This is a genomic window from Caballeronia sp. LP006 (genome assembly GCF_031450995.1).
Classification (GTDB): domain Bacteria; phylum Pseudomonadota; class Gammaproteobacteria; order Burkholderiales; family Burkholderiaceae; genus Caballeronia.
The window spans coordinates 567,535-591,165 of record NZ_JARTVW010000005.1; the positions used below are offsets into that span (position 1 = coordinate 567,535).

24 protein-coding genes are annotated in these 23,631 nt (G+C 62.6%); 16 read left to right on the forward strand and 8 right to left on the reverse strand.

Annotated features, from left to right (window positions below):
• Positions 1-8: 8 nt before the first annotated feature.
• Both P9250_RS19345 and P9250_RS19350 read right to left on the reverse strand, forming a co-directional pair.
• Positions 9-434 (reverse strand): hypothetical protein, encoded by a 426-nt coding sequence (locus P9250_RS19345; RefSeq protein ID WP_244826804.1) that lies wholly within the window; start codon positions 432-434, stop codon positions 9-11.
• A gap of 441 nt (positions 435-875) precedes the next feature.
• Complete coding sequence (locus P9250_RS19350; protein ID WP_310394643.1) at positions 876-1,487, reverse strand: DNA-3-methyladenine glycosylase I; 612 nt, start codon at positions 1,485-1,487, stop codon at positions 876-878.
• Between the two features lie 109 nt (positions 1,488-1,596).
• On the opposite strand from P9250_RS19350, the gene P9250_RS19355 reads away from it, so the two are divergent.
• Both P9250_RS19355 and P9250_RS19360 read left to right on the forward strand, forming a co-directional pair.
• Complete coding sequence (locus P9250_RS19355; protein ID WP_250491685.1) at positions 1,597-2,493, forward strand: BadF/BadG/BcrA/BcrD ATPase family protein; 897 nt, start codon at positions 1,597-1,599, stop codon at positions 2,491-2,493.
• Positions 2,494-2,540: 47 nt separating this feature from the next.
• On the forward strand, positions 2,541-3,365 hold the full coding sequence (locus P9250_RS19360; protein ID WP_310394646.1) for a Cof-type HAD-IIB family hydrolase: 825 nt from the start codon (positions 2,541-2,543) through the stop codon (positions 3,363-3,365).
• A 507-nt stretch (positions 3,366-3,872) separates the two neighbouring features.
• On the opposite strand, the gene P9250_RS19365 is transcribed toward P9250_RS19360, so the two are convergent.
• From P9250_RS19365 to P9250_RS19375, 3 genes are all read right to left on the reverse strand, one after another.
• Positions 3,873-4,157: a PXPV repeat protein gene (locus P9250_RS19365; RefSeq protein WP_244826808.1), complete on the reverse strand. Its 285-nt coding sequence runs from the start codon at positions 4,155-4,157 to the stop codon at positions 3,873-3,875.
• Positions 4,158-4,454: 297 nt separating this feature from the next.
• The gene (gene aqpZ, locus P9250_RS19370; protein ID WP_310394648.1) at positions 4,455-5,174 is read right to left on the reverse strand and encodes an aquaporin Z; all 720 of its coding nucleotides are present in this window, start codon (positions 5,172-5,174) and stop codon (positions 4,455-4,457) included.
• Positions 5,175-5,425: 251 nt separating this feature from the next.
• Positions 5,426-6,490: a glycosyltransferase family 4 protein gene (locus P9250_RS19375; RefSeq protein WP_244826810.1), complete on the reverse strand. Its 1,065-nt coding sequence runs from the start codon at positions 6,488-6,490 to the stop codon at positions 5,426-5,428.
• A gap of 648 nt (positions 6,491-7,138) precedes the next feature.
• On the opposite strand from P9250_RS19375, the gene flhD reads away from it, so the two are divergent.
• The 14 genes from flhD (at position 7,139) to P9250_RS19445 (ending at position 21,242) form a co-directional block, all read left to right on the forward strand.
• A complete protein-coding gene (flhD, locus tag P9250_RS19380; protein ID WP_310394651.1) occupies positions 7,139-7,450 on the forward strand; it encodes a flagellar transcriptional regulator FlhD in 312 nt (103 codons plus the stop codon).
• A 461-nt stretch (positions 7,451-7,911) separates the two neighbouring features.
• Positions 7,912-8,772 carry a flagellar motor stator protein MotA gene (motA, locus tag P9250_RS19385; RefSeq protein WP_244826812.1) on the forward strand — a complete coding sequence of 287 codons (861 nt, stop codon included), beginning with the start codon at positions 7,912-7,914 and terminating at the stop codon, positions 8,770-8,772.
• A 16-nt stretch (positions 8,773-8,788) separates the two neighbouring features.
• Positions 8,789-9,772 carry a flagellar motor protein MotB gene (gene motB / locus P9250_RS19390; protein ID WP_244826813.1) on the forward strand — a complete coding sequence of 328 codons (984 nt, stop codon included), beginning with the start codon at positions 8,789-8,791 and terminating at the stop codon, positions 9,770-9,772.
• 77 nt (positions 9,773-9,849) lie between these two features.
• Positions 9,850-10,230, forward strand: coding sequence for a response regulator (locus P9250_RS19395; RefSeq protein WP_244826814.1), 381 nt, complete (start codon positions 9,850-9,852; stop codon positions 10,228-10,230).
• Between the two features lie 63 nt (positions 10,231-10,293).
• Positions 10,294-12,555: a chemotaxis protein CheA gene (gene cheA / locus P9250_RS19400; RefSeq protein WP_310394655.1), complete on the forward strand. Its 2,262-nt coding sequence runs from the start codon at positions 10,294-10,296 to the stop codon at positions 12,553-12,555.
• A 22-nt stretch (positions 12,556-12,577) separates the two neighbouring features.
• A complete protein-coding gene (cheW, locus tag P9250_RS19405; RefSeq protein WP_244826816.1) occupies positions 12,578-13,096 on the forward strand; it encodes a chemotaxis protein CheW in 519 nt (172 codons plus the stop codon).
• 46 nt (positions 13,097-13,142) lie between these two features.
• Positions 13,143-14,960, forward strand: a complete 1,818-nt coding sequence (locus P9250_RS19410) for a methyl-accepting chemotaxis protein (protein WP_310394658.1) — start codon at positions 13,143-13,145, stop codon at positions 14,958-14,960.
• A gap of 147 nt (positions 14,961-15,107) precedes the next feature.
• Positions 15,108-16,037: a CheR family methyltransferase gene (locus P9250_RS19415; RefSeq protein ID WP_244826818.1), complete on the forward strand. Its 930-nt coding sequence runs from the start codon at positions 15,108-15,110 to the stop codon at positions 16,035-16,037.
• Positions 16,034-16,801 (forward strand): chemoreceptor glutamine deamidase CheD, encoded by a 768-nt coding sequence (gene cheD, locus P9250_RS19420; protein ID WP_244826819.1) that lies wholly within the window; start codon positions 16,034-16,036, stop codon positions 16,799-16,801. Before P9250_RS19415 ends, cheD begins: the two co-directional genes overlap by 4 nt.
• Complete coding sequence (locus tag P9250_RS19425) at positions 16,798-17,922, forward strand: chemotaxis response regulator protein-glutamate methylesterase (RefSeq protein WP_244826820.1); 1,125 nt, start codon at positions 16,798-16,800, stop codon at positions 17,920-17,922. Before cheD ends, P9250_RS19425 begins: the two co-directional genes overlap by 4 nt.
• A 54-nt stretch (positions 17,923-17,976) precedes the next feature.
• Positions 17,977-18,372 carry a chemotaxis response regulator CheY gene (gene cheY, locus P9250_RS19430; RefSeq protein ID WP_244826821.1) on the forward strand — a complete coding sequence of 132 codons (396 nt, stop codon included), beginning with the start codon at positions 17,977-17,979 and terminating at the stop codon, positions 18,370-18,372.
• An 11-nt stretch (positions 18,373-18,383) separates the two neighbouring features.
• On the forward strand, positions 18,384-19,082 hold the full coding sequence (cheZ, locus tag P9250_RS19435) for a protein phosphatase CheZ (protein ID WP_310396812.1): 699 nt from the start codon (positions 18,384-18,386) through the stop codon (positions 19,080-19,082).
• 321 nt (positions 19,083-19,403) lie between these two features.
• Positions 19,404-19,913: a DUF2844 domain-containing protein gene (locus tag P9250_RS19440; RefSeq protein ID WP_370652116.1), complete on the forward strand. Its 510-nt coding sequence runs from the start codon at positions 19,404-19,406 to the stop codon at positions 19,911-19,913.
• 18 nt (positions 19,914-19,931) lie between these two features.
• The gene (locus P9250_RS19445) at positions 19,932-21,242 is read left to right on the forward strand and encodes a DUF3443 domain-containing protein (protein ID WP_309841152.1); all 1,311 of its coding nucleotides are present in this window, start codon (positions 19,932-19,934) and stop codon (positions 21,240-21,242) included.
• A gap of 58 nt (positions 21,243-21,300) precedes the next feature.
• Here the strand turns inward: P9250_RS19445 and P9250_RS19450 are convergent, their stop codons facing one another.
• The 3 genes from P9250_RS19450 to P9250_RS19460 form a co-directional block, all read right to left on the reverse strand.
• Positions 21,301-22,074: an SDR family oxidoreductase gene (locus P9250_RS19450; RefSeq protein WP_310394661.1), complete on the reverse strand. Its 774-nt coding sequence runs from the start codon at positions 22,072-22,074 to the stop codon at positions 21,301-21,303.
• Between the two features lie 15 nt (positions 22,075-22,089).
• Positions 22,090-22,737 carry a thiol:disulfide interchange protein DsbA/DsbL gene (locus tag P9250_RS19455; protein ID WP_244826825.1) on the reverse strand — a complete coding sequence of 216 codons (648 nt, stop codon included), beginning with the start codon at positions 22,735-22,737 and terminating at the stop codon, positions 22,090-22,092.
• A 103-nt stretch (positions 22,738-22,840) separates the two neighbouring features.
• Positions 22,841-23,584: an SPOR domain-containing protein gene (locus P9250_RS19460; protein ID WP_244826826.1), complete on the reverse strand. Its 744-nt coding sequence runs from the start codon at positions 23,582-23,584 to the stop codon at positions 22,841-22,843.
• Between the last annotated feature and the right edge of the window lie 47 nt (positions 23,585-23,631).

Below are 23,631 nucleotides of genomic sequence, written 5' to 3' on the forward strand. Positions count from 1 at the left end.
CGAAGCGCTTATGCAGCCGTTTTCAGGAGCTCGGCCGACAGACCGAACTGGCGCGCGATCGAAGCAAGACGCTCGCGCCATTCCCATTTGCCGAAAACGTCATGCACGTTCTGCAGGCAGGAGAGCAACTCGACGGTGTTGGGATCGAACACGTTGATACGCGCGCGCAAGAGCGCACGCTTGAGACCCGCGACGCCTACATCCATATACGCCGGCACCACTTCGGGCGCCTTCGCGATGTAGCGAATGGGAATGCCTTCCATCGCCGTGATGTAGTCGCGCGGCTGAATGAAGCTGCCGATCGGGCAGCCGCCGCAGTATCCGCGATACGCGCCGCCGCCGTGTGGCAGCAATGCGGCTTGTCCTTGCACGAGAAGATGCTGGACTGCGCGGTTGAAAATGTCCTGATGGGTCAGGAAGTTAAGGCTTTTCATATTCAATCTCCCCTGCGCCCCTGCGCAGCGGCCAAGCGTTGAGTAGTTCGAGCAACCTGCACTTGCGGCACCGGAACAGCGGCATTGTTGCGACTGCTGTCCGGGTACTGCTTCGAGCATGATGGTTTTCCCGGCCTGAACGCCTGGGTCTCATAGCGTCCTTATGCTCGCGTCGGATTCTTGATTCCTTGAACGATCCGCTTACCGACAGTTATAACGGTTCGGCTCGGTAAAAAGGTGCGGTGGCGCACGCGAGGACGCCATTTTTACATGAACCGCACGTTCGTGCAGTGCGGAAGAAGCATCGGAAACCCTTAACCAGTAAGGTTTTCGCGCTGCTTCACTGCAAAAAATCGTCAGCTATAAGGATCTTCCCTGATACGTAGTTTTTGCACTCAGGCATGTTGCCAAAAAGCAAAGATTTTCCATATCGGACTGGGCTCATTGCTTGGCCTTGGCGGGCGCTTTCCGTTTTGTCTTGATTTTTTGCCGCGCCTGACACGTCACCGCGTGGTCGTTGACCATGCCGGTCGCCTGCATGAACGCATAGCAAATGGTCGTGCCGATGAACTTGCAGCCGTACTTCTTGAGCGCGCGGCTGAGTTCGTCGGACTCGGGCGTCGATGCTGGTGTTGGATTGTCCGCGCTCCGGGGCGTGTCGATCGGCGCGTCGCCGACGAACGACCACACGAAGCTGGCGAACGACCCGTGCTCCGCCTGAATTTGCTGGACCGCGCGCGCATTGAGCACCGCCGATTCGATCTTCATGCGGTTACGCACCACGCGCGCGTCGCCGACGATCCGCTCGATGTCCTTTGCAGTGAAGCGCGCGACTTTCTCGATATCGAAGTCCGCGAACAGCGCGCGGTAGCCCTCCCGTTTATTGAGAATGGTCGACCACGAAAGCCCGGCCTGCGCGCCTTCGAGCACCAGCATTTCGAAGAGGTGACGATCGTCGCGGGAGGGCACGCCCCATTCGGTGTCGTGATAGTGGACCATTGCGTCCGTCGTGGCGGTCGCCCAGGAGCAGCGGGTTGCGTCGGTATCGGCCATTGCGTTTCTCGGTTTTCGGATCGCGTCAGGATAGCCGAAGGGCCGCTTTCCGCCACCTCGGCCATTCGGCCAATTGGCGCGCGCCGCCAGCACCGGTAAGCTTGCGGCCATGACTACCTCGACTCTTATTTCTTCTGACGGCTTTCTGCTGGGCATCGACGGCGGCGGCAGCGGCACGCGCGTGATTCTTGCCGATGCTGGCGGCGCCGAACTAGCGCGCGCGAGCGGCGGTCCCTCGGCGCTCGCGCTCGGCGTGGAGCGCGCGTGGCAGGCTATCGGCGATGCCTGCCGGCGCGCCTTCGAAAGCGCCGGTCTGCCGTTCGACTGGAACGCGTGCTCGCTCGGCTGCGGTCTGGCTGGCGTCAATAACGCGGACTGGCTCGCGGGCTTTCTTGCTCACGCGCCACGCGTGCGCGCGTTGAGCGTCGAGAGCGACGCCTACACCACGGTTCTGGGCGCGCACGGAGGCGACGCGGGCGTGATCGTCGCGCTCGGTACGGGCAGCATCGCGGCATCGCTCGATGAAGCCGGTGTATGCCGAATCGCCGGCGGTTATGGCTTTCCGAGCGGCGACGAAGCCAGCGGCGCGTGGCTCGGCCTGCGTGCGGTCGTGCATCTTCAGCGCGTTCTCGACGGTCGCGCGGATGCCGACGGCTGGTCGCGCGCACTGCTCGAACGCACCGGCGCAAGCGATCGCGACAGCCTTGTCGTGTGGCTCTGCGCCGCCAATCAGACGGTGTACGCCACGCTCGCGCCGCTCGTCTTCGAGTTCCGCGATCATCCGGCGGCGGCGCGTTTGCTCGCGCAGGCCGCACGGGAGATCGAGACGCTCGTCGGCGCGCTCGATCCCGCGGGCAAGCTGCCTGTTGCGTTGTGCGGCGGACTAGCCGCGCTTTACGAGCCGTTCGTGCCTGCCGCCTTGCGCGAACGCGTGCGATCCCCGCGCGCCGATTCGGCCGCTGGCGCGTTGGAACTGGCGAGACGTGCGCATCGTCGGGCGCGATAAAATAGCCTGCTTCGCGGCAGCTTCGATCCGCTCACACAGGGCAGTTCATGTACTCGGCCATTGCAACCGATCTCGACGGCACGCTTCTCAACAGCGACCACCAGCTCGACCCCTTCACCGCGACCACCGTTCGCACGCTCGCGTCGGGCGGCGTGCCTATCGTGATCGCGACGGGGCGGCATTATCGCGACGTCGCGGGTATTCGCGATGTGCTCGGCGTCGACGCCTATCTGATCACGTCGAACGGCGCACGCGTGCACGCGCCCGGCGACGAACGCATCTACTCGCGCGATCTCGATCCCGCCGCCGTTCGCCGTCTGGTGCAACCGGATCTCGCGGGCGGCAATGGGCGCGTGATCGTCAACCTCTTCGCCGACGACGCGTGGCTGATCGACCGCCACGCGCCGCAATTGCTCGTTTTCCATCAGGATTCGGGCTTCAAGTACGAGGTGATGGATCTGCGCGAGCACGACGGCGAGAACATCGCGAAGGTGCTTTATATCGGCGAGCCGGCCGATCTGAAAGAGACAGCGGCTAATTTGGAGCGCGAATTCGGCGACTCGCTGTACGTCACCTATTCGCTGCCCGACTGTCTCGAGGTGATGACTTCGGATGTATCGAAGGGACGCGCGCTGCGCTACGTTTTACAGCGACTGGATATCGATCCCGCGCAATGCGTCGCGTTTGGCGACAACATGAACGACATCGATCTGCTCGAAACGGCGGGGCATCCGTTCATGATGAACAACGCGAATCCCGATCTCATCAAGCGGCTGCCGGACGTACCGCGTATTGGCAACAACTTCGAGGCGGGTGTCGCGCATCAGTTGCGTAAGCTTTTCGGGATTCGCGACGACATTGCGGGTGCCTGACCTGTTGATGGAGCGTGCGGGGCGTCGGTGGCTCGTGCTGCGACTTCAACTGCCAACGCAACTGCGACCGCTAGTGCCATCGCAACTGCGAAGGCGAACGCCACCGTAAGTGCGACTGCGACTGCGACTCCAACTGCCAACGCAACTGTGACGGCAATGGCGACCGCGAGTGCCATCGCAACTGCGAAGGCGACTGCCACCGTAAGTGCGACTGCGACTGCGACTCCAACTGCCAACGCAACTGTGACGGGCAACGGCGACCGCGAGTGCCATCGCAACTGCGAAGGCGACTGCCACCGTAAGTGCGACTGCGACTGCGCTGCGACTGCGACTCCAACTGCCAACGCAACTGCGACGGCAACGGCGACCGCGAGTGCCATCGCAACTGCGAAGGCGAACGCGACCGTAAGTGCAACTGCGACTGCCACCGTAATACCACCGCGACTGCCACCGCAGCTCCGGCCACCGCAGCTCCGGCAGCCGCAGCCGCAACCGACTGCGCCACTCTTATCCGCGACGTCCCCAGCCATTGTGATTGCCGTTGTCATGCCAGCCGGCGCGATTCCATCGGCCATTGTCGTGGCCGTAGTTGCCATGCCAGCGCGGTTCCTCATGACGATAATAAGGTCCGCCATACACCGGCGCCGGGCGCACATAAACCGGAGCCGGCGCCACATACGCGGGTGCGCCGAGCGAAACGCCGATGTGAAGATCACTGTGGGCCTGAGCCGCTCCAACCGCACCGATCGCGAGGCCGGCAGCTACGAGCATGTGGGTAACGATGCGCTTCATGGTGTTCTCCTTTAGAGCGACGCGTGTCGCATGAGTCCAATGTAAGCGCCGCGCGTCTTACAAGCCTCGACGAGTTGTTACGGTATGAAAGCGCGTCGTAAAGACGTGAAGCGAGTCGGAGCCTTGTCCAGCAAGGCTTTCGAGCGAGGGAACGGCGCGCAAAACGAACATAGTAAGCATGCTTCGTAATTGCCCATTACATTTGTCTCGCCGCTTTAATCTAATAGCACAGAATTCGCGCTGGAAAAGCAAAACGGGCGCACGAGGCGCCCGTTTTCGAAGCATGATCAAACGTACTTAGGCAGTGATCAGTGCCTTTCTGCGTTCGCTCGTCAGGATCGGGTACACCACGCCCGCGACGATTGCACCGGCCAACGGAGCGATCCAGAACAGCCACAATTGGTCGAGTGCCCAGCCACCGACGAACAATGCCGGGCCAGTCGAACGCGCCGGATTCACCGACGTATTGGTGACGGGAATCGAGATCAAATGGATGAGCGTGAGGCACAGGCCGATGGCGATCGGCGCGAAGCCCTTCGGTGCGCGGTCGTCGGTGGCGCCGAGAATGACGAACAGGAAGAAGAAAGTCATTACGCCTTCGCAAACCAGTGCCGCGAGCATCGAATAGTTGCCCGGCGAGTGCTCGCCGAAACCGTTCGCCGCGAAGCCGCTGGCAACCAGATTGAAGTCGGGATTGCCCGTGGCGATCAGCGACAAAACCCATGCGCCGAGCGTCGCGCCGATCACCTGAGCGATGATGTACGGACCGAGATCGCGTACCGGAAAGCGGCCCGCAACCGCGAGCCCGATGCTGACCGCCGGGTTCAGATGGCAACCCGACACATGGCCGATGGCATAAGCCATGGTGAGCACGGTGAGACCGAACGCCAGCGAAACGCCAGCCAGGCCAATGCCGACATGACGAAAGGCCGCGGCAAGCACGGCGCTTCCGCAACCGCCCAGCACAAGCCAGAAAGTACCGAAAATTTCAGCGCCGAGACGCTTCGACAATTGCATGATCCTGCCTTCGTGAAAAATATGAACAACCGTTGACAAAATGCAAGAAAGCTCAACTCCTCTTGCGCAGCGGAGTTTAAGCGCGACTCTTTGGCAAAACTGTCAAAAATGGTTGATTTGCAGTCAATTCACGCGATAACGGCAGAATCTTCGGAATATCCTTAGCGGGTTGAATTGGGCTCACACAATGAAAAACCGCCCGTTGTCGGGCGGTTTTTTTAAACGATACCTAAGGTCTAGCGCGTTGCATATCAGCCCACTGCGACCTGACGAAGCACCGGACGCTTCGCCGCCTGAAGCATGGCCGTATAGCTATCGACGTAATTTTGCGCCATGGTCTTCGCGCTGAAACGACGCTCGAACTGCGCGCGGATTTCCGTGCGCGATAGCTCATCTATCCGATGCAGTGCGCCCACTGCGCCTTGCACGTCTTCGCAGATAAAGCCGGTCACGCCATGATCGATCACTTCCGGCACCGAGCCGCGATTGAACGCGATCACCGGCGTGCCGCATGCCATCGCTTCGATCATCACGAGGCCAAACGGCTCGTTCCAGTCGATCGGGAATAGCAGCGCCTTTGCGCCCGACAAGAATTCCGGCTTCTGCGCTTCATTGATCTCGCCGATGAACTCGACATGCGCCTGCGACAAGAGCGGCTCGATGGTCGACTTGAAATATTCCTGGTCGACCTTGTCCACTTTCGCGGCGATCTTCAGTGGCAGACCGCTTTGCGCCGCGATCTTGATGGCCAGATCGGCGCGCTTTTCCGGGCAGATACGACCGAGGAACGCCAGGTATTCCGGCTTCTTGTGCGGCTGCGGCGTGAGCAAATCTTCAGGTAGACCGTGATAGACCGTGTTCAGCCAGTTCGCTTGCGGCAGCGGCGTGCGCTGATTGTCCGAGATCGAGATCACGTTCGCCTTCGTGAACGTGTTGAAGATCGGCTGGAGTTCAGGCAGGTCGAGACGGCCGTGCAGCGTCGTCACGAAAGGCGTGTCCATCTGCGTGAACAGCGGAAACGGCATGTAATCGAGGTGGAAGTGCAGCACGTCGAATTCATGCGCGCGGCGGCGGACGGTTTCGAGCAGGAGCATGTGCGGCGCGAGCGCGTCGCGCACGGTCGGGTCGAGGCGCAGCGCGCGCGGCCAGGCCGCATCGAGAGTCGCCTTGGTTTGCGAATCGCCACTGGCGAACAGAGTTACATCGTGGCCGAGGTCGACGAGTGCGTCGGTCAGATACGACACGACGCGCTCGGTGCCGCCGTAAAACTTCGGGGGAACTGCTTCGTGCAACGGTGCAATTTGTGCGATTCGCATAACGTGACTCTCCTGTTATTTAAGGCATTGCAGTCACGCTCCGGTCGAGCGCTCGACGCATGCCGTTCGGGCGGGCCGCGTTCGTGTAGAAGACGCCGCCCGAGACTGGCCCGGACAAGAAACTGTTCAACCGGGTTATCCCTTACTGCTCATTATCGGGATCGAGCGCGGCATTACACTTCATTTTTCAAACGCTTAACCTTGTTACAGCGCGAAACAACGGCTGTTACGAAGTCAAAAAGTGCATCGATATCAATGACGTAGACGAATTCGACGCACGCAGGGCATTGCCGCGAGGCATTGAAGTAGCACGGATCGGGCCTAAGGCATATGGGCCGGTTCTGCGCATGGCACGGGGCGATTCGTGCTCGAGGCATTTCAAGTCAGATGAGAAGCAGCCGATAGTTGAGTTTGGTGCTCCCGATTCGCTCAAACAGCCGTTCAACTATTTCGCGTAGGAATTTTTCTTACACGACGTCGCGGCTTTTCCGTCGGTAAATCGGTCGATTTATCCGATTGGCGCGCGCTCGAAGCCTCATCGACAATCGAATCCACACCATGAGCGGGGCCGAATCGCCGCAATCCAGAGCGATCCGAGCAAACGTTTCCCGCACGGCCTGACGAGCCGGGTATCGATTCGGGGAAAAGATGACGGCCAGCACAACCACCACGCTCACGGAGATTCGCGAGCTTAATCTCGCGTACTTGCTTCTGGCGCAGCAGCTATTGCTTGCGGACCGCGCTTCGGCCATGGCTCGGCTGGCGCTTTCGGACGACGTGGCGCAGTTACTGGCTTCGCTTTCGCCCGCGCAGGCGGTGAGGGTGGCGTCGTCGAGCCATTTGCTGTGCCGCTTTCGCTTCGACGATCACGCCATCCTTTCTTCCCTCGACGAAAAGGACAAAAGCGCAGCGCCGGACGCGACCCTCCTCGCGGATGCATTGGCGATAGAGGCCGGCTGATCTGCGCGTTGATTCGAGCCGATCACGGCGGCGTTTGCGTTCCACGTTCACAGCGCTGACCGAACGCAACGGCGCGCAGCCGGCATGAACCGATCAGACGAGCGGCCGCCGTGCCAACACCTCGTAAGTTGGTCGGCATACGTCTGCGGCCCATGACAGGCGACCCATGCAGTGAGCCGCCTCGCTGCCAGATCGACGCACGTCTCGCGGTCAACTCGTCTTTAACCACGAACAACTGGCTTATCGCGAAGAGATATACGCCGCCATCGCCCGCACGAAAAGGCACTCGCACCGTAGCGTCCCCGCGCGCCATGCGCCATTGCGCCGCATGTCGTCAGAGCCCCATCCCACGCGGGTTTTAGCGTTTGCCTCACCTCCCGGTCATGCACCAAAGTTTTCCCTTGCCGTGCCGTAAACCCACATAACGGCGGTCATCCCGCAACTACCTTGAGGACTCGACTGTGCTGATTTTCGTTGGAACGCTCGTGACATTGCTGTCCGTATTCGGCGGTTACGCGCTCGAAGGCGGCCACCTTGGCGCGCTCGTGCAACCGGTCGAAATCTTGATGATCGCGGGCGCGGGTGTCGGCGCATTCATCCTCGGTAACGGCATCAAGACGATCAAGTCGACGCTGCGCGTCATTCCCACGCTGTTCAAGGGCTCCAAGTACAACAAGGATGTGTACATGGAACTGATGGGCCTGCTCTACGTCCTGCTCGCCAAGGCGCGCAAGGAAGGCACGCTCACCCTCGAAAGCGATATCGACGATCCCCATAAAAGCCCGATTTTCGGTCAGTACCCGAAGATTCTCGCGGATGAGCACATCGTCGAATTCCTGACGGATTATCTGCGGCTGATGGTCGGCGGCAACATGAACGCGTTCGAGATCGAAAGCCTCATGGACGAGGAAATCGAGACGCATCACGCCGAAGGCGAAGCGCCCGCACAAGCGCTGCACAAAGTGGGCGACGCCATGCCCGCGTTCGGTATCGTCGCGGCCGTCATGGGCGTCGTGCACACGATGGCTTCCGCCGATCAGCCGCCCGCGATTCTCGGCGAGATGATCGCGCAGGCGCTCGTCGGCACCTTCCTCGGCATTCTGCTTTCGTATGGCTTCATCGGCCCGCTCGCGGGCGTGGCGGAGCAGCGCGTGGCCGAGCAGACCAAGATGTTTCAGTGCATCAAGGTGACGATCCTTGCGAGTCTGAACGGCTATGCGCCCGCCATCTCGGTGGAGTTCGGCCGCAAGGTGCTGTTCTCGACCGAGCGCCCGTCGTTCTCCGAACTGGAAGAACACGTGCGCCGCGTCCGCGCGAAGTGAAGCGAGGAACGACGCCATGAGCTCACCCGACAAAGACCGGCCAATTTTCATCAAGCGAATCGTCGCGGGCCGCAAGGGACATCACGGCGGCGCGTGGAAGCTCGCCTACGCGGACTTCATGACCGCGATGATGGCGTTCTTCCTGCTCATGTGGCTTCTGAGTTCGACTTCGCCGGTGCAACGACGCGGTATCGCCGAATACTTCAACACGCCGCTCAAGGCCGCGATGGTCGGCGGCAAGACCGTCGGCATGGACTCCAGCATCATCATGGGCGGCGGGCGCGATCTGTCGAGTCCCGAGCCCGGCACGGTGCGCACCACCGAAGGCAATACGCCGTTCGCGGTGCGTTCGTCGGCAAGACCCGATGAAGCCGCGTTGAGACAAGCCGAAGGCGAGATCGAACGCCGCGAGCAAGAGCGCCTGCACGACCTCCAGGTGAAGCTCATGTCGGCCGTCGAGGCCAACCCGACCTTGCGCCAGTTCAGGCAGCAGATACGCATCGATTCGACCCAGCAGGGCTTGCGCATCGAGATTGTCGATACCCAGAAGCGGCCCATGTTCGCGCTCTCCAGCGACTCCGTGCAGCCGTACATGCGCGACATTTTGCGCGAGATAGGCAAGACGCTGAACGACGTGCCCAATCGAATAGTCGTGCAAGGACATACGGATGCCGTGAAGTACGCCGGCGGCGACAAGGGCTACAGCAACTGGGAACTGTCGGCGGACCGCGCGAACGCGTCGCGGCGCGAGCTGATCTACGGCGGCATGGACGAAGCGAAGGTGCTGCGCGTGCTCGGGCTTGCATCGACGCAGAACCTGAATCGCAAGGACGCGATGGACCCGGAAAACCGGCGCATCAGCATCATCGTGCTCAACCGGCGCGCGGAGAGCGCCATGTTGCGCGACGACGGCGCGCCGCCCGCGACATTCGACAACGCGGCGGGCGCGGCTCCCGTGCTGGACAAACTCGCGCCCGTATTCCAAGCGCGACCGCAATAAAAGCGAAATCCGCGCGAAAGACTCTCAAGACTCCACACGTTTTAGCCGTCAACCCGGCAAGACCGCAAGAGACACACATGATCAAGAACATTCTGGCAATCGACGATTCCGCCGCCATGCGGCAGATTCTCTCCGCCACGCTGACGACGGCGGGCTACGAAGTGACCGTCGCGTCGGACGGCAACGAAGGGCTCGAATGGGCCCTCGCCGAGCGTTTCGATCTCGTCCTGACGGACCAGCACATGCCCGGCAAGAGCGGGCTCGATTTGATCGCGGAGTTGCGGGTGAATCACGCCTACCAGGCAACGCCGGTGCTCGTGCTGACGACCGAGGACAGCGAAGCGTTCAAGGACGCGGCGCGCGCGGCGGGAGCGACCGGCTGGATTCAGAAGCCGCTCGATCCCGAGCTCTTGACCGAGTTGGTGGCGGCACTGTCGGAACCCGAAGAGCAGCACTGAGCAAGACGAAGCAAACCTCGACCGAATAACGCGACTGAACAGCATTTCTGCGGTGACTCAAGCATGACACTCGACATTACCCAGTTCTATCAGACCTTCTTCGACGAAGCAGACGAACTGCTCGCGCAGATGGAGCAGCTGCTGCTCGTTCTGGACATTGCGAATCCCGATCCGGAAGACCTCGCGGCGATCTTTCGCGCGGCGCATTCGATCAAGGGCGGCGCGGCGACCTTCGGCTTCACGGCGCTCACGGAAACGACGCACATCCTCGAATCGCTTCTGGACCGCGCGCGCAACAATGAACTCGTTCTGCGCCGCGACATGATCGATACCTTCCTCGCGACGAAGGACGTGCTCTCGGACCAGCTCGCCGCGTATCGCGCGAGCGCCGAGCCGGATGCGGCCGCGGCCGCCGCGATCTGCGCGAAGCTCGAGCGTCTGAAGCACGAAGACCCGGAAGCGCCGGCGGCACCGGCGATAGAAGAAGCCGCCGCCGTCATGGAGAAGGCGCAACAACACGAACCCGCCTACGAAGGCCCGAACGCTCCGCCCGCGCATGTCATCGCGCAGGCTGCGGAAGCGATCGAGGACGACGGCACGTGGGACGGCGCGTTCGAAGTCACGGACGGCGCACCGATTGAAGGAACCGCTGCGGCAGCATCGGCAGCGGAAGCAGGACCCCACCTGAAAATTACGCTACGGGGGGTGGGCGAGAAGGACCTGGCGACTTTGACCGAGGAGCTGGGTAACCTGGGAAGTATCGTCGGAGAAAAGAAGACTGACGCCGAACTCGTGCTTTGGCTCGAGTCGGACGTGAGCGCCGACGACATCGTGGCCGTGTGCTGCTTCGTGATCGATGAATCGCAGATCGGAATCGGCCGTGGCAATGCGGCGGATCAGTCGGCGCAGTCGCCGGCCGCGTCCGTCGAAGTACCGCCGGCAACGGCGGCGCATCACGCGCTACAGCAACAGCCGGACGCATCGCAGGCGCTCGACGCGTCTGCATCCACGGCGCAACAAAAACAACAAGCGGCGACGGCGGCGGTCCCGGAGACTGCCGCCCAACCGTCACAGAAACCGGCCAACGCCAATACGAACGATGCCGATAAAAAGGCGCGTCCGGCAGCGGCCGCATCGGCGGAAGGCAGCTCGATTCGCGTCGGCGTGGAGAAGGTCGATCAGCTCATCAACCTGGTGGGCGAACTGGTCATCACGCAGGCGATGCTCGCGGAAACGACGAGCACGTTCGATCCCGCATTGCACGACCGTCTTTTCAACGGCATGGCGCAGCTCGAACGCAACGCGCGCGATCTGCAAGAAGCCGTCATGTCCATCCGCATGATGCCGATGGATTACGTATTCAGCCGCTTCCCCCGGCTCGTGCGCGATATCGCGGGCAAGCTCGGCAAGGACGTGGAACTCGTCACGTTCGGTCAGGCGACCGAACTGGACAAGAGCCTGATCGAACGCATCATCGATCCGCTCACGCACCTCGTGCGCAACTCGCTCGACCACGGCATCGAAACCGTGGAAGCGCGTCGCGCGGCGGGCAAGTCGACGACCGGCCAGCTCGTGTTGTCGGCGGCGCATCACGGCGGCAACATCGTGATCGAAGTCAGCGACGACGGCGCGGGCCTGCGCCGCGACAAGATTCTCGCGAAGGCGCAGAAGCAGGGCATGCAGGTTTCCGAGTCGATGAGCGACGAGGAAGTGTGGCAGCTCATCTTCATGCCGGGCTTCTCGACCGCCGAACAGGTGACGGACATTTCCGGCCGCGGCGTGGGCATGGACGTGGTCAAGCGCAACATCCAGTCGATGGGCGGCCACGTCGAAATCAAGTCGCGTGAAGGCGCGGGCACGACCACCAAGATCGTGCTGCCGCTCACGCTCGCGATTCTCGACGGCATGTCGGTGAAGGTCGGCAGCGAGATCTTCATTCTGCCGCTCAACTTCGTGATGGAGTCGCTCCAGCCGGTGGCCGAAGACATCTACACGGTCGCCAACGGCGAGCGCGTGGTACGCGTGCGCGGTGAGTATTTGCCGCTCGTGGCGCTGCATGCCGTGTTCGACGTAGAGAACGCGCGCACCGAGCCCACGCAAGGCATCGTCACCATCATGCAGACCGAAGGCCGGCGCTTCGCCATGCTGATCGACGAACTCGTCGGCCAGCAGCAAGTGGTCGTGAAGAATCTCGAAACCAATTATCGCAAGGTGCACGGCATTTCAGCCGCGACCATTCTGGGCGATGGCAGCGTCGCGCTGATCGTCGACGTGGCCGCGCTCAACCGCGAATCGCGTGTGCAGCACAGCGCGCACGCTCATTAACACCCGCATCGAAGGAGTTACCGTGGCAGACATTCAAAACATCCATTCCGCGACGTCTTCGCGTCGCGACGCGCAACACGCGGAAGCCGCCGGACAAGAGTTTCTGGTGTTCACGCTCGGCGCCGAAGAGTACGGCATCGACATCCTGAAGGTGCAGGAGATTCGCGGTTACGACAACGTGACGCGCATTGCCAATGCGCCTTCGTTCATCAAGGGCGTGATCAATCTGCGCGGCATCATCGTGCCGATCGTGGACATGCGCATCAAGTTCAATCTGGGTCGCGTCGAGTACGACAACCAGACGGTCGTGATCATTCTGAACGTCGCGCATCGCGTGGTCGGCATGGTGGTCGACGGCGTCTCGGACGTCCTCACGCTCACGCAAGAGCAAGTGATGCCCGCGCCCGAATTCGGCGCGACGCTGACCTCCGAATATCTGACGGGCTTAGGCACCGTGGATGGCCGCATGCTGATTCTGATGGACATCGAGAAGCTCATGACGAGCCGCGAGATGGAATTGATCGACTCGGTTGCCGCTTAAAACAACCGCGTTCGTGTACCGAAGCGCGGGCTCAGGGAAGAAAGACATGTTCAAGAAGTTGTCGATCCGCACGATGCTCACGCTCGTCGGACTGCTATTCGTCAGTTGCGCGGCCGTGATCGGCGCGCTGTCGCTCGTCGGCCTGAACTCGGCGAGCCATTCGCTCACGTCGCTCGCGCAGGAAGACATGGTTGCGATGCGCGCGCTCGCGGAGACCTCGTCGTATCTGCTGCGCTCGCGCATCACGCTCGACCGCGTGCGTTCGCTCGCCGAAGCGGGCAACGACGCGGAAGCGAAGAAAGCGCTGGACCGCGGCCAGTATCTGCTCGACAAGAGCAACGAGAACTGGAAGCTCTATCTCGACACCCATAAGCCGATGCTGCCGAAGACCACGCTCGATGAGCTCGTGGCGCAGCACGACACCCTCGTGAAGACGGGCGTCGAGCCGGAATTCACCGCGATCCGCGCGAACGACATGGCCGCGTATCACGCCATCGCGGATACGAAGATCAGCCCGATGTTCGTGTCCTTCGATCAAGCGGTAGTCGCGGCGGTGGCGTTCCAGCAGAAGCACGCGGAAGAATCGCGCTCGAACACGGCGTCGCACATCTCGACGCTTAGCCTGACCATCGGCGCGCTGCTCGCGTTGTCCGTGCTCATTCTCATCGGGACGCGCATCGCGTTGCGCGGCCTTATCGTGCAGCCGATCAACGACGCCGTCGATCACTTCGACCGCATCTCGCGCGGCGATCTCACGAAGTCGGCGCATACCGACAGCACGAACGAGATCGGGCGTCTGTTCGCGGGCATCGAACGCATGCGAACGGACCTGACGCATATGGTCGGCGCGGTGCATCGCGGCGCGGAATCGATCGATGTCGGCGCGCATGAAATTTCGAGCGGCAACACGGACCTCTCGCAACGCACGGAAGAACAGGCGGCGTCGCTGCAGGAAACGGCGTCGAGCATGGAAGAGCTGACGAGCACGGTCAAGCAGAACGCGGACAACGCGCGTCAGGCGAGCCAGCTTGCGGTGAACGCGTCGGATATCGCGTCGCGCGGCGGCCAGGTCGTCGAGCAGGTGGTCGATACGATGAACGCGATTGCATCGAGTTCGAGCAAGGTCGTGGACATCATCGGCGTGATCGAAGGCATCGCGTTCCAGACCAACATTCTCGCGTTGAACGCGGCCGTGGAAGCGGCGCGTGCAGGCGAGGAAGGACGCGGCTTCGCGGTCGTGGCGGGCGAAGTGCGCTCGCTTGCACAACGCAGCGCGGCGGCGGCGAAGGAAATCAAGGCGCTCATCGGCGACTCGGCCGGCAAGGTGCAAAGCGGCTCCGAACTCGTCACGCGCGCCGGTGAAACCATGGGCGAGATCGTGCAGGCGGTGCGCCGCGTGACCGACATCATGGGCGAGATCAGCGCGGCATCGGAAGAACAGTCCGATGGCATCGAGCAGGTGAATCGCGCCGTCACGCAGATGGACAGCGTCACGCAACAGAACGCGGCCCTCGTCGAGGAAGCGGCGGCTGCCGCGGCATCGCTCGAAGAGCAGACGCGGCAACTGAAGGACGTGGTCGGCCAATGGCGCATCGAAGCAGGCACCAAGACGGTTGCCGCGCCCGCTACACGCGTGGCGCCGAAGGCTGCCGTCTCGAAGGCGAAGACGTTCAAGCGCGCCGAACCCACAAAAGTTTCGCACGAGGCTAACGTCGCGCGCGAACCGGCCGTTATCAAGGTAACGGCAAGCGAAGCGCAACAGCCAGCGAAGAAGCCCGCGCCGCGTATGGCAGCGAAAGCCGCCGTGAGCGCACCGCGCGTCAAGGCGACGACCGCGGACGACGGCGACTGGGAAACCTTCTAAGCCGGGTTTGCAAACAGCAGCGACCATGCAGGCTTTCGACATGACCTCCGTTCGCGGAGAACAGCAACGACAAAGCCACGCAAGGTCGCATTCAACGACACAACGGCGCGCGTCGCCGAAGAAGACGCCAGGGAAGCACGAAGCATCATGACGGCAACGCGCAACGCACGCATCGACCCGGCCGCCGGCACGCGCGGCTCCGAAGTCGAACGCGACTTCGAATTCACGGCAGCGGACTTCGCTCGCATTCGCGGACTGATCCATCGCCGCGCGGGCATTTCGCTCTCCGACCACAAGCGCGACATGGCGTATAGCCGTCTCGCCCGCCGTCTGCGCGCATGCGGCATCGACACGTTCAAGCTGTACCTGGACCGGCTGGAAGCCAACGAAGACAGTAACGAATGGGAAGCCTTCGTCAATGCGCTGACCACGAACCTCACCGCGTTCTTCCGCGAGTCGCATCACTTTCCGATTCTCGCGGACTTCGCCAAGCGCCGGCAGCAACCGGTGTCGGTGTGGTGCTCGGCGGCATCGACGGGTGAAGAGCCTTACTCGATCGCGATGACGCTCGTCGAAGCGCTCGGCGATCACGCCGCGCGCCAGTGCACGGTGTTCGCAAGCGATATCGACAGCCAGGTGCTCGCCAAGGCCGACGCCGGCGTGTATTCGCTCGATCAGGTGAAGACGCTGCCGGCGGACCGCCTCAAGCGTTTCTTCCTGAAGGGCACGGGCGCGCATGCGGGCCTCGTGAAGGTTCGTCCCGAGCTGCGCGCGATGGTGAACTTCGGACGCGTGAATCTGACGGATGCGCGCTACGACATCAAGGGTCCGTTCGACGCGATCTTCTGCCGCAACGTGATGATCTATTTCGACAAGCCGACGCAATCGCACGTGCTGTCGCGCTTCGATCCGCTGATGAAGCCGGGCGGCCTGCTGTTCGCGGGACACTCGGAAAACTTCACGTACGTGTCGCAGGCGTTCCGTCTGCGCGGCCAGACTGTGTACGAACTGACGCGCGACATGAAGAACGCGGGCGCGGCGAAACAGACGAAGGCGCTGGCGGGAGAAGTGGCATGAGCGGCCTGCCGATCGCGTCGAATCTGTATTTCGACAATCACTTTCAGAAGCCGGGCGTGAAGCTCCTGCCGAACGAGTTTTACATGACGAGCGAAGACATGGTGCTCGTGACCGTGCTCGGCTCGTGCGTGGCGGCGTGCATCAACGATCGCACGGCGGGCATTGGCGGGATGAATCATTTCATGTTGCCCGACGACGGTTCGGATGCGTCGGCGGCGGCGTCCGATTCGATGCGCTACGGCGCCTATGCAATGGAAGTGCTGATCAACGAACTCATCAAGCGCGGCGGACGGCGTGAGCGTTTCGAAGCGAAGGTGTTCGGCGGCGGCGCGGTGCTCGCGGGCATGACGACCATCAATATCGGCGATCGTAATTCGGAGTTCGTGCGGCGTTATCTCGCGCTGGAAAAGATTCGTATCGTCGCCGAGGATTTGCAGGGCATGCATCCGCGCAAGGTGGCGTTCATGCCGCGCTCGGGACAAGTGATGGTCAAGAAACTGAAGGCCGCGCACGAGCCGGTGGTGGTGGAACGCGAGCAGGCGCTCGTGCAGCGCACGCCGGAAGAACGCGCGGAGCGGCTCGCAAAGGCACGCTCGCGGGTCGAGTTATTCAACACGAAGCCGGGTGCGGCGGGCGCCACGGGCAAGCCGCGCGTGGAACTGTTCGGCGCATCGAGTGCGGCGGGCGCAAAGCCCCGGGCCGAGCTTTTCAGCAGCGGCCTGGCGCGTGCGCCGCGCAGCACCAGAGCGGCGGAGGAAGCATGAGTATCGTCAACGCGAACAACAAGCCGGCGACGCCGAAGATCAACGTACTGTGCGTCGACGATTCGGCGCTGGTGCGCAGCCTGATGACCGAGATCATCAACTCGCAGCCCGACATGCACGTGTGCGCGACCGCGCCCGATCCGCTCGTCGCACGTGAGCTCATCAAGCTGCATAACCCGGACGTACTGACGCTGGATGTCGAAATGCCGCGCATGGACGGCCTCGACTTCCTGGAAAAGTTGATGCGCCTGCGGCCGATGCCGGTCGTGATGGTGTCGTCGCTGACCGAGCGCGGCAACGAAATCACGTTGCGCGCGCTGGAACTCGGCGCGGTGGATTTCGTGACGAAGCCGAAAGTCGGCATCCGCGACGGCATGCTCGATTACGCGGAGAAGCTCGCCGACAAGATTCGCGCGGCGTCGCGCGCTCGCGTGCGGCAGACCACGCATGCGGCGAGCGCGCCGGCCAGCGCGGGGTCGGCTGCGGCCGTGCGGCCCGCGCCGCATTTGAACAACCCGTTGGTATCGACGGAAAAGCTGGTGATCGTCGGGGCATCGACGGGCGGAACGGAAGCGATCCGCGAAGTGCTCGTGCCGCTGCCGCCCGATGCGCCCGCCGTGCTGATCGCGCAACACATGCCGCCCGGCTTCACGAAGTCGTTCGCGCAGCGTCTGAACGGACTGTGCCGTATCACGGTGAAGGAAGCCGAACACGGCGAGCGTGTCTTGCCGGGCCACGCGTATATCGCGCCGGGCCACGCGCATCTGGTGCTCGCGCGCAGCGGAGCGAACTACGTGGCGCATCTGTCGGACGCGCCGCCGGTCAACCGGCATCGTCCCTCGGTGGATGTGCTGTTCCGCTCGGCCGCGCAGCACGCGGGCAAGAACGCGATCGGCGTGATCCTGACCGGCATGGGCCGCGACGGCGCGGCCGGCCTGCTCGACATGCAGCAGGCGGGCGCTTACACGCTTGCGCAGGATGAAGCGAGTTGCGTGGTGTTCGGCATGCCGCGCGAAGCAATTGCAATGGGCGGTGCGAGCGAAATCGCGCCGCTCAACGAAATGAGCCGGCGCGTCATGGCGCGGCTTGCCTCGATGGGCGAACGCGTGCAGCGCGTCTGATTTTTCACTTTGGATTCGCGGCGTCGCGCCGCATTGAAACAACCGGGAGTAGTGATGGACAAGAACATGAAGATCCTCGTCGTCGACGATTTTCCGACGATGCGCCGTATCGTGCGCAATCTGCTGAAAGAACTCGGCTATTCGAATGTCGATGAAGCCGAAGATGGCGCCGCCGGTCTCGCGCGACTGCGCGGCGGCGGCTTCGACTTCGTCATCTCCGACTGGAACATGCCGAACCTCGACGGCCTCGCCATGCTGCAGCAGATTCGCGCGGACGCCAACCTCTCGCATTTGCCGGTACTCATGGTGACGGCGGAATCGAAGAAGGAAAACATCATCGCGGCGGCGCAAGCCGGTGCGAATGGTTACGTCGTTAAGCCGTTCACGGCCGCCACGCTCGACGAGAAGCTCAGCAAGATTCTCGAGAAGATGGCCAAAGCGGGGAGCTGATCGTGAACGATCTGACCACTGATTTTGCCGCCCCGCTCATCCAGGCGGAGATCGAGAACGATCAGTCCACTGACCGGATTCTCGCCCGCATCGGGCAACTGACGCGCACGCTGCGCGACTCGATGCGCGAACTCGGCCTCGACAAGCAGGTGGAAGCGGCAGCCGTTGCCGTTCCGGACGCACGCGATCGCCTGAAGTACGTCGCCACGATGACCGAGCAGGCTGCCGAGCGCGCGCTCAACGCGATCGAACTCGCGAAGCCGATGCAAGAAGCGATGCAGCACGAAGCGCAGGCGCTCGATGCACGCTGGGAGCAATGGTACGGCGCGCCGCTCGGACAGGGCGAAGCGGGCGAATTGCTCGCGGATACGCGCACGTTTCTGCAAAGCGTTCCGGCGAAGACGCAGGCGACCAATGCGCAACTGCTCGAAATCATGCTCGCGCAGGATTTCCAGGATTTGACCGGACAGGTCATCAACAAGATCACGGATGTCGTGTATCTCATCGAACAGCAATTGCTTGGCGTGCTGCTCGAAAACATCGCACCGGAGCGGCGCGAGCAGTTCGCGGCATCGGCGGCGGCGCTCGTCTCTTCGAGCGGCAGCCCGGAAGCCTTGCTCAACGGTCCGCAGATCAATCCGCAAGGCCGCAGCGATGTCGTGCAGGATCAGTCGCAAGTGGACGACCTGCTGGCGAGCCTGGGTTTTTAAGCTCCTGCATCGGCGGCTTTCCCGCCCGCGAATGACGCGGCGCGCACGAAGAGTGCGCGTCGCGTTTTGTCGCGCGCGTCGTAAATTCGTGTGAATGAATCGCACTGTTTCCGGTCCAACTCGCCAAAACGCAAACGGCGCGTGCTGGCGAACGTTCGGACAATTCCGAGGACTTTGGCATACTGACGGTTGAGCGGCACCCTGGCGGTGCGCAAATCGGCGGTCCTTGCGTCACCGGAACGTCATGAGCCGGCCGCTTGCGAGTGCGCCGGCGGCGTCAAACATCATGGACAGCGAATATCAGGAGGCCCAGTGAAGGCACTGAAGCAACCCCGTCTTGGGCATCTGCAAAGACACTTCGTTCTGCTAGCGGGAGCGTTCGGCATCTGCGCCGCAGCACCGGCATTGGCCGCGCTTGGCGGCGATCCGCTCACCGCGCCACCGGGCGCCACGGCGACGAATGCGGTCGTGCGCGCAGCCGTGGCCGCCTCGGGCGCGTCGTCTGCCAGCGCTTCGAGTTATACGGTCCGGTCGACCACGCTTGCGAGCGGCACCATCGTCAACGAGTATTTGTCCACGGAAGGCACGGTGTTCGGCATCGCCTGGCGCGGACCGCGTGTGCCCGACCTGGCCACGCTGCTCGGCAGCTATTTCCCGCAGTATCAGCAAGGCCTGCTCGCGCAACGCGCCGAGCGCGGCGCACGCGGTCAGGTGAGCGTGCAGGATTCGGGTCTCGTCGTGCGCTCGGGCGGACACATGGGTGCATTTGCCGGCAGCGCCTATCTGCCGCAATCCTTGCCCGCCGGCGTATCCGCCAGCGACATTCAGTAAGCGACGGGAGAACCCAGTATGCGTAGAACTACACTCGGCCTCGGCGCTTCCTCTTCTTCGAGCGCACGCAACTGCGTGCGCTGGCTCGGCGCGCTGTTCCTCGCGTTCGCGCTGGCCGCATGCGGCGGTGGCGGCGACGACAACAAATCCAGCTCGAACGGCGGTTCGAACGGCGGCTCATCCGGCGGCTCGGTTGGCGGCGGCGGTTCCACCAGCACGGCGAACGCGCAGCCCGTTGCGGCCAACGGCACCAATGCCGTGCCGATCAGCGTCAACGCGGGTGTGGCGGGCTTCGTCAATATTCCGAACGTGTCGGTGACGGTCTGCGCGCCGGGCACGAACGTATGTCAGACCATCGACAACATTCAGCTCGATACCGCTTCCTACGGCCTGCGTATCCTGAACACGGCGGCGCAGTCGGTACTGGGCAGCCTGCCTGTCACGAGCGCGGGGAACGGCGGTCAGCTCGCCGAATGCGCCGGTTTCGCGGATGGCTACACGTGGGGCACGGTGCGTCAGGCGGATGTGCGTATCGGTACCGAAGTCGCGAGCAACGTGCCGTTGCAGATCATCGGCGATCTGGCTTCGACCTCGGCGCCGTCCGGCATGAACGGCTGCCCGTCCGGCAATGACGAAGCGACGACCGCTGATATCGGCGCGAACGGCATTCTCGGCGTCGGTCCCGCGACCTACGACTGCGGCACGTCCTGCGTGAGTTCCGCGCTCAACGCGACTTACTTCTCCTGCCAGAACGGCACGAACTGCACGGGCACGGCAGTGCCGCTCGCGCAGCAGGTCGTCAACCCGGTCATGCGCTTTCCGACCGACAACAACGGCGTGATCGTGCAGTTGCCGCCCATTCCAGACAACGGCGCGGCGAGTGCCGCCGGCACGCTGGTATTCGGCATTGGCACGCAGAGCAATAACTCGCTTTCGGGCGTCACGAAGTACGGCACGGACCAATTCGGCGATCTGACGGGCTCCTACAAGGGCACGACGTATCAGACCTTCTTCGATACCGGCTCGAACGGCAACTTCTTCCAGGACAGCTTCACGCTCTGTTCGAGCACGAGTTCGTTCTATTGCCCGAGTTCCGAGCAACAGTTGTCGGCCACGATCACCGGCAGCGAGGGCAATACCGCCACCGTGCCGTTCAGTCTCGTAAGCGCGCGCACGTTGACCTCGGGCGGCGGGAAATACGCATTCGACAGTCTCGGCGGTCAGTTGGGCATGACGGGCTTCTTCGACTTCGGCATGCCGTTCTTCTACGGACGGCACGTGTATGTCGGCTACGATCCGCAGGGAAGCTCGCCTTACGTGGCGTTCTGATCGGCCAGTAAGTTCGAAGCAAAAAAATCCGGCAGCGTTGAGCGCGTTGCCGGATTTTTTATTGGCCGTCGCGCGGCTTGCGTGGCGCGCGTTCGAAGATGAAGTCGTAGAGCCAGCGCGGCATGACATGCAGCAGCATGCCCGCAATGCGCATTTGCCATGGAAAGGTCGCGTAGCGCACCTTGCGCGCGATGGCGTCGGCGGTCTTGGCGGCGAAGCGGTCCGCGTCCATGAGAAAGGGCATGGAATAGGGATTGTGCGCCGTCATTTCCGAGCGCACGTAGCCCGGCGCGATGGTCACGACCGCGACGCCTTGTGGCCGCATTTCCACACGCAACGCTTCCAGATACTTCGCCGCCGCCGATTTCGACGCACTGTAGGCGCCCGATCCCGGCAGCCCGCGCACGCCTGCGACGCTCGCGATACCGACGAGCGCGCCGTTTCGCGCCGCCGTCATCGACGCGATGAACGGTTCGAACGTGGCCACCATGCCGAAATAGTTGGTGTCCATGACGGCGCGGAAGGCTTCGAGATCGCCGTGGCCGGTGAGGGCGCCACGGCTTACGCCTGCATTGGCGATCACGATATCGGCGGGACCGTGTTCTTCGATGAAAAGGCGCGCGGCATCGGCAAGCGCGTTCGCGTTGCGCACGTCGGCGGGGTAGATCGAGATGGAGGCTTGCGGATGGCGGGCGGCGAATGCCGCGAGGGAATCGACTCGACGGGCGACGAGGCCGAGTACGGCCCCGCGCTTGACATACTCTTCGGCTAAAGCGAGGCCGATGCCACTCGACGCGCCGGTCAGGAAAACCTTGAGACGAACTGCGTTCATGCCGGCCCGTGTCGATTACATCTTCTTGTCGCGAACTTGCTGAACGAGAAAGTCCATCACGTCGGTCGTGCCTTGCAGACTGTTGGTCGCGGCCGGACCCGTGACGTACTTGCCCTGCACGATGACGGTAGGCACGCCGTCGATCTTGTAGTCCTGCAGCAACTTGGCGTCGCGCTTGATGTCGCTTTGCGTCGAGAACGAGTTATACGCGTCCATGTACTTCTTCTTGTCGATGCCCTGCGTCGCAAGGAAGGTCGCCTGCGCCTCGGGCGTCAGCAGATAGTTCTTCTTCACGTGGATCTCGTTGAACACGGCCGGCGTGACCTTCTCCGCGACGCCCAGCGCGACGAGCGCGTGATACATCTTCGAGTGCGGGATGAAGTCGTCGCGGAAGGCAACCGGCACGCGCTTGAACACGACGTCCGGTCCTTGCTTCTTTTCCCACGTCTCGATGTACGGCTCGAATTCGTTGCAATGCGGGCAGCCGTACCAGAAGAATTCGATGACTTCGACCTTGCCCGCGGGCGCGCCGACCGGTTGAGGCGCCGAAAGCACCGTATAGTCCTTGCCCGAAACGGGCGCCGCCGATGCGACATTGGCCGCACTCAGCGAAAGAGCCGCGATGCCGAAAGAAAGAGCGAGGGCGCTAAGCAGTTTTTTCATGATTTGAGAGGAAGCACAGAAGGTCCATAAGTGGGACATACGACGCTTAAGCCGAGCTTAAAGTCGGCCCGCATCGCGTTGATTACGACGCGGGCCACGCCCGTCATTGCTTCGAGAACCGGATGACGGCGGTATCGACGCCTGCATCGGACAGACGCTGGCGTGCCGTGTTCATGTCCTCGAACTTCGCGAACGGGCCGACGCGCACGCGATAGTACGTCACGCCGCCCGCGTCGCGCTGCGTCACCTTCGATTCGAAACCCTGGAAGCCGAGCCGCGCGCGCTGCTGTTCCGCGTCGGCCTGAGTCTTGTACGCGCCGACCTGCAGGAAGTAACCCGTGTTGACGTCGCCAGGAGCGGGCGGCGTGGTTTTGGCCGTGCCCGTCGTCGAGCTCGGCTTGGGCGTGGCGGCGGCGGAACTCGTCGCGTTGTCGGGCGTCTTCGGATTCGCGGCGTTGCCGTTCCTCGGCGTGGACGCGGCCGAACCGGAAGGCGGCACTTCGACGATCTGCGGTTCGTCCAGCATGCCCGACGATTGCGTCTGATTGGTGCTCTGGCCCGGCGCGGTATTAGGTGGCGTGGGTTGCGCGGCTTGCGGCACGGCCTGCCCAGGCGTCTTGCCTTGCAGCGGACGGTTCGGATCGTAAGGCTGCGCGGCGGGCGCGGAACTGGTGTCGGAGGGCGGCGGCGCAACCTTCGCCACGAACGGCGTGGGCGCGCGGGTGATATATAGCGCGACGATCACGGCGATCGCGAGCCCGACGATCAGGCCCAGCACGATGCCGAGAAAAGTACCCCCGGTTTGCTTCGACTGCGACTGCTTCGACGTGCGACGTGGTTTTGCCATCGTATGAATCACCTGCAAAAAGTCTTCGAGTTGGCCGACGATTATAA

Excerpts from the sequence above, each read along its gene's own strand:
- cheA (WP_310394655.1), top strand. The coding sequence starts at position 10,294 with ATGACACTCGACATTACCCAGTTCTATCAGACCTTCTTCGACGAAGCA.
- P9250_RS19375 (WP_244826810.1), bottom strand. The coding sequence starts at position 6,490 with ATGCGAATCGCACAAATTGCACCGTTGCACGAAGCAGTTCCCCCGAAG.
- cheY (WP_244826821.1), top strand. The coding sequence starts at position 17,977 with ATGGACAAGAACATGAAGATCCTCGTCGTCGACGATTTTCCGACGATG.
- P9250_RS19360 (WP_310394646.1), top strand. The coding sequence starts at position 2,541 with ATGTACTCGGCCATTGCAACCGATCTCGACGGCACGCTTCTCAACAGC.
- P9250_RS19355 (WP_250491685.1), top strand. The coding sequence starts at position 1,597 with ATGACTACCTCGACTCTTATTTCTTCTGACGGCTTTCTGCTGGGCATC.
- P9250_RS19455 (WP_244826825.1), bottom strand. The coding sequence starts at position 22,737 with ATGAAAAAACTGCTTAGCGCCCTCGCTCTTTCTTTCGGCATCGCGGCT.
- P9250_RS19425 (WP_244826820.1), top strand. The coding sequence starts at position 16,798 with ATGAGTATCGTCAACGCGAACAACAAGCCGGCGACGCCGAAGATCAAC.
- P9250_RS19445 (WP_309841152.1), top strand. The coding sequence starts at position 19,932 with ATGCGTAGAACTACACTCGGCCTCGGCGCTTCCTCTTCTTCGAGCGCA.
- P9250_RS19410 (WP_310394658.1), top strand. The coding sequence starts at position 13,143 with ATGTTCAAGAAGTTGTCGATCCGCACGATGCTCACGCTCGTCGGACTG.
- P9250_RS19345 (WP_244826804.1), bottom strand. The coding sequence starts at position 434 with ATGAAAAGCCTTAACTTCCTGACCCATCAGGACATTTTCAACCGCGCA.
- P9250_RS19365 (WP_244826808.1), bottom strand. The coding sequence starts at position 4,157 with ATGAAGCGCATCGTTACCCACATGCTCGTAGCTGCCGGCCTCGCGATC.
- P9250_RS19450 (WP_310394661.1), bottom strand. The coding sequence starts at position 22,074 with ATGAACGCAGTTCGTCTCAAGGTTTTCCTGACCGGCGCGTCGAGTGGC.
- flhD (WP_310394651.1), top strand. The coding sequence starts at position 7,139 with ATGACGGCCAGCACAACCACCACGCTCACGGAGATTCGCGAGCTTAAT.
- P9250_RS19350 (WP_310394643.1), bottom strand. The coding sequence starts at position 1,487 with ATGGCCGATACCGACGCAACCCGCTGCTCCTGGGCGACCGCCACGACG.
- P9250_RS19415 (WP_244826818.1), top strand. The coding sequence starts at position 15,108 with ATGACGGCAACGCGCAACGCACGCATCGACCCGGCCGCCGGCACGCGC.
- cheD (WP_244826819.1), top strand. The coding sequence starts at position 16,034 with ATGAGCGGCCTGCCGATCGCGTCGAATCTGTATTTCGACAATCACTTT.
- P9250_RS19460 (WP_244826826.1), bottom strand. The coding sequence starts at position 23,584 with ATGGCAAAACCACGTCGCACGTCGAAGCAGTCGCAGTCGAAGCAAACC.
- motB (WP_244826813.1), top strand. The coding sequence starts at position 8,789 with ATGAGCTCACCCGACAAAGACCGGCCAATTTTCATCAAGCGAATCGTC.
- aqpZ (WP_310394648.1), bottom strand. The coding sequence starts at position 5,174 with ATGCAATTGTCGAAGCGTCTCGGCGCTGAAATTTTCGGTACTTTCTGG.
- P9250_RS19395 (WP_244826814.1), top strand. The coding sequence starts at position 9,850 with ATGATCAAGAACATTCTGGCAATCGACGATTCCGCCGCCATGCGGCAG.